Origin of the sequence: Nocardia sp. NPDC050799, from assembly GCF_040654015.1 — a bacterium.
In the GTDB taxonomy this organism is placed as follows: Bacteria; Actinomycetota; Actinomycetes; order Mycobacteriales; family Mycobacteriaceae; genus Nocardia.
In genome coordinates, this window is sequence record NZ_JBFAHF010000088.1 from 1 (window position 1) to 3966 (window position 3966).

General features: G+C 69.2%; 1 protein-coding gene. It reads right to left on the reverse strand.

The window, feature by feature from the left end:
- Positions 1–3966 (reverse strand): condensation domain-containing protein (locus AB0H42_RS35465; protein ID WP_357064202.1); only part of this gene is annotated, 3966 nt, incomplete at both ends.

Here is a 3966-nt window from a genome sequence, read left to right on the forward strand (position 1 = left end):
CACACCCTTCGGACGACCCGTCGAACCCGACGTGAAAATCACATACGCCGTATTCGACGCACGCAACGGCGCACGACGATCCGCATCGGTGACCGGCGTATCCGCGTACGCGCCCAGGTCCAGCCTGTCGATCCGTACCTGAGCGGTATCGGTCGGCAGATCGTCGCCGGAGGTGAGCACGCAGATCGGGTCGGCGGTGGCCAGGATGTACTCGGTGCGCTCGGCCGGATGATCCGGATCCAGCGGTACGTAGGCGCCACCGGCGACGGTGACCGCGTACATACCGACCACCAGATCGATCGAACGCCGCATACCCAGGGCCACATACGACTCCGGACCCACACCGCGGGCGATCAGCCACCGGGCGAGCAGATTCACCCGGGCCGTGAATTCGGCGTAGGACAGGGTCTCTGTCCCGAAGGTCAGCGCGGGCGCGTCCGGGGTACGGACGCTCTGCGTGTAGAACATCGAGGCCAGCGTGGCGGTGGTATCGACGGTGTGCGCGGTGTCGTTCCACCCGCGCAGCACCTGGTCACGTTCCCCGCTGTCCAGCAGTTCGATTTCACCGATCCGCCGGTCGGGGGCCTCGGTGACGGCGGTGAGCACCCGCACCAGCCGGTCGGCGATCCGGCGCACATCGGCTTCGTCGAACATGTCCTGCTGATAGCCGGCCCGAATCCGCAGTGTGCTGCCCAGTGCGGCGATGAGGCTCAGCGGATAGTGGGTGGCGTCGACCGCGTTCAATCCGGTCACCGCCATTCCGTCGATATCGGTGGCCTGCGCCTGGATACCCGCGGCATCCACCGGATACGACTCGAACACCAGCAGGGTGTCGAACAGCGCCGCCATCCCCGCCGCGCCCTGGATATCCGCCAGACCCACATAGTGGTGGTCCAGCAGATCGGCCTGTTCACCCTGGGTCCGGGTGAGCAGTTCGCGCGCGGGTTCGTCCTGATCGAACCGCACCCGCACCGGGACGGTGTTGATGAACAACCCGACCATGGTCTCCACCCCGGTCAGTTGCGGTGGACGACCGGAGACGGTGGCACCGAAGAGCACGTCGTCGCGGCCGGTGATGCGGCCGAGCAGTATCGCCCACGCCACCTGCAGCACCGTATTGGCGGTGATACCGAGTTCGGCGGCCAGCGCGGTGATCCGCGACGTCGCCGCGGCGTCCAGCTCGAAGGCGTATTCGCCGGACAAGGCTTCGATCTCGTGCGCGGCATCGCCGCCGCCGGTTTCCGGACGGCTGAGCAGGGTCGGCTCGTTCACCCCGGCCAGCGCCTCTGCCCATACCGCCAGCGACGCCGGGTGGTCCTGCCGGCCGACCCAGTCCAGGAAGTGCCGGTAGGAGCGGGCCGCGGGCAGCACGGTGCCGTCGGCGCGTACCGCGTACAGCGTCAGCAGATCCTGCATGAGCAGCGGCATCGACCAGCCGTCGAGCACGATGTGGTGGTTGGACACCACGAACTGCCAGGTGTCGGCTCCGGTCTTGATCAGGGTGAACCTGATCAGCCGCGGTTCGGCGAGATCGAAGCGCCGCAGCCGGTCGGCGTCGACGAGATCGACGGCGGTGCCGGTAGCGCTGCGATCGTGCTCGGTCCAGTCGACCGGCACCTCGTCGAGCACGACCTGCACCGAGTTGCCCGCACGGTCGGTGACGAACACCGTGCGCAGGTTCTCATAGCGGTCCACCAGGGCCTGGGCGGCCGCCCGCAGCCGCTCGGCGTCCACCCGGCCGGTCAGGGTGAGCACCGCCTGCGCGGTATACACATCCACCGAGGTGGCGGCGAGCTGCGCGTGGAACAGCATCCCGGCCTGCAACGAGGACAGCGGCCACAGATCGGCGACCTGCCTCGGGAACCGCTGTTCGATCTCCTCGACAGCCGGCTGCGACACCGTGACCAACGGGAAGTCCGACGGTGTATGGCCGCCCGCGTCCGCGGAATCGGCATGGCGGGCCACCGCTTCCAGTGCCCGCACCCACAGGTCCCCGAATTCGCGGGCCTCGTCCGGCGACAGCAGTGTGGACGGATAGCCGATGCGCGCGGTCAGCGTATCGCCGACCACGACGGCGTTGATATCCAGCAGCGCCATGGCCGGCATATCCGCGTCGTAACCGACGTCCACGGCCAGATCGGCCGCCGGGAGCCAGCCGAAACCGTGCATCTCCTCGGGGATCTCGCCGGCGCCTACGCGACCCAGGTAGTTGAAGTTCACCTGGCCCGGCATATCCCGCGGGAATTCGGCGGCGGTGTCGGCGTTCATGTACCGCAGCAGGCCGTAACCGACGCCCTTGTCCGGGACCGCGAGCAATTGCTCCTTGACGCGCTTGAGCGCGGCGCCCAGTTCCGGCGCGCCGGCGAGGGCGGCCTCGATATCGATACCGGCCGGCTCGAACCGGACCGGGAAGAGCGCCGTGAACCAGCCGACCGTGCGGGACAGATCCGCCCCGGGCACGATCTCTTCCTCACGGCCGTGACCCTCGAGCCGGATCAGCAGCGGATCGTCCAGTGCGACGCCGGGCGCGCGCCGCGCCCGCCAGGCGGCGGTCGCCAGGACGAGTGCGGTGAGCAGACCGTCGTTCACACCGCCGTGGAACAGCGCCGGAACAGTGGTGAGCAGGGTCTGGGTGACCTCCGGCGAGACCTGCACCGCGTGTACCGCGACGACTCCGGCGGTATCCACCGCGGGATCCATCCGGCGCTCGGTGAGCAGCGGGTCGGCGGTGCCGGCAACGGTCCGCCAGTACTCCAGTTCCGCGAGCCGCTCCGCGCTGTGCGCGTTCTGCTCGAGCGCATGCGCCCAGGTCCGCATGGAGGTGACCGGCGCGGGCAGCTCGGGGAGCTGGCCGGCGCTGCGCGCGACCGCGGACAACACCAGATCGGGCACCAGGACACGCCACGACACGCCGTCGACCGCGAGGTGGTGCACGATGACCACCAGGTGGCCGGACCGCGCGCCGGTATCGGGTTCCAGCCAGACGAACCGGACCACCACACCGCGCTCGGGGTCGAGCCGATCCAGTGCGGAATCGACTGCGGCCGTGGCGATCTCGGACAGTTCGGGGCCGGTGAGGGCGCCGTCGAACACGGTGTGGTCGATCAGCGCGTCCACGTCGACGCTGCCCGGTGCGCCCGTTTCCACGATCCAGTCGCCGTCGGCGGCGTACAGCCGCGACCGCAACATATCGTGCCGGTCGACCACCGGGCCCACCACGGCGGCAATGGTCTCCCGGTCGATGCCGATCGGGAGGTCCAGGGTGATGAGCTGGTGGAAACGCCCGAAGGAACCGGACCGTTCGGCCATGAACCGCACGATCGGCGTCAGCGGCATGGTGCCGACGCCGCCGCCCGGCAGTTCGACGAGCGTGCGCGTCACGCTGTCGGCGTCCGCGGATTCGGCGACAGCGGCCAGCCCCGCCACCGTCCGCTGTTCGAAGACGTGCCGCGGGCTGAACACCACACCGCGGGCCTTCGCGCGGGACACCAGCTGAATGGACACGATGCTGTCGCCCCCGAGGGCGAAGAACGAATCGTCCACACCGACCCGGTCCACGCCCAGGACCTCGGCGAAGACCTCCGCGATGGTCTGCTCGACCGGCGTACGCGGCCCGCGGAAGGCGGTACGCGCCTGGAACACCGGTTCGGGCAGCGCCTTGCGGTCCAGCTTCCCGGCGGGGGTCAGCGGGATCCGGTCGATGACCATGACGGCCGCCGGCACCATGTAGTCGGGCAGCCGCTCGGCGACGTACCCGGTCAGCGCAGTGACATCCACCGCGGCACCGGCCGCGGCCACGACGTAGGACACCAGCGAGACCGCGCCCGCAGCATTCTTGTGTCCGGTCGTGACGGCGAAGTCGACGGTGTCGTGCGCGGTCAGCGCCGCGTCGATCTCACCCAGTTCGATACGGAAACCACGAACCTTGACCTGGAAGTCGTTACGGCCCACATACTCCACCACGGG